This is a genomic window from Pleomorphochaeta sp. DL1XJH-081 (assembly GCF_049310885.1).
Classification (GTDB): domain Bacteria; phylum Spirochaetota; class Spirochaetia; order Sphaerochaetales; family Sphaerochaetaceae; genus CAYZJV01.
The window spans coordinates 1-854 of sequence record NZ_JBMDYO010000026.1 but is presented as its reverse complement, the minus strand read 5'-3'; the positions used below and the strand labels follow the sequence as shown (position 1 = coordinate 854).

Annotated in this window: 2 protein-coding genes; both read left to right on the top strand. The window is 59.1% G+C overall.

What is annotated here, in order from left to right; genetic code table 11:
• Positions 1–528 (top strand): hypothetical protein (locus tag ACODJP_RS13750; protein ID WP_422482466.1); only part of this gene is annotated, 528 nt, incomplete at its 5' end.
• A gap of 12 nt (positions 529–540) precedes the next feature.
• The coding region (locus ACODJP_RS13745) for a hypothetical protein (RefSeq protein ID WP_422482464.1) at positions 541–854 on the top strand (314 nt) is incomplete at its 3' end.

Here is an 854-nt window from a genome sequence, read left to right as displayed (position 1 = left end):
TTCTTCTCGGCCGTCGACTTGAATTGCGGCTCCCTGGTACGCCTGATCGACGATGCCTTCAGCGGCCTGAATGTTTCAGCTCTGGTAACCGCACGCACCTTCACCGATGAGAGTGCAGTGTACCGCTACGAGGCGGTGGGCATCTCGGCATTCGACCTGAGTGCCCCTGCATACCTTCAGGTACTCGACAGGGGCAAGAACGACACCGTCGGTTCCCCGGGGCCACCGGGGGTGGACGGCTCGTCGTACACCGTATCCATCCAGTCATCCAACGGTTCGATCTTCCGGCCCGAGCAGGTCGATACGATCCTCACCTGCCACGTCTTCCAAAACACCATCGAGATCACCGAAGCGCTGGATGCCTCGCGTTTCCAATGGAAGCGCCTCAGTGCCGACCCCGTCGATGACGGGCGGTGGAACACCTCATCAAAGGCAATCGCCCATAAGAGTGTCGAAATCAAAAACGCAGACTGCGTCGGGCGTACGGTCTTCTTCTGTGAGATCGACCTGACCGGCTACGAAGCATAAGGAGCACCTACCATGGCAAAGACAAGCGCCAGTTTCACGCTGATGGATTATACCGACGGTATTTCCCTCATCACCGGTATCGACAGCAATCTGCCCCTCACCAGCCTGTACGATACATCGAACCAGACCCTCAACCCCTCGTGGGCAGGAGACACCTCGCTGCAGCTCACCCCCGTGGTGCGCAAGGCCGGAGGGACCGATGTCGTTTCTACCATGACAGCCAAGACCTGGAAGCGCCGCATCGCGGGTTCTGCCACCTGGACTACGGTCACCAGCGGTTCCAACGGTGAGACAATCAATGCCACCAGCGGGGTACTCACGGTGAG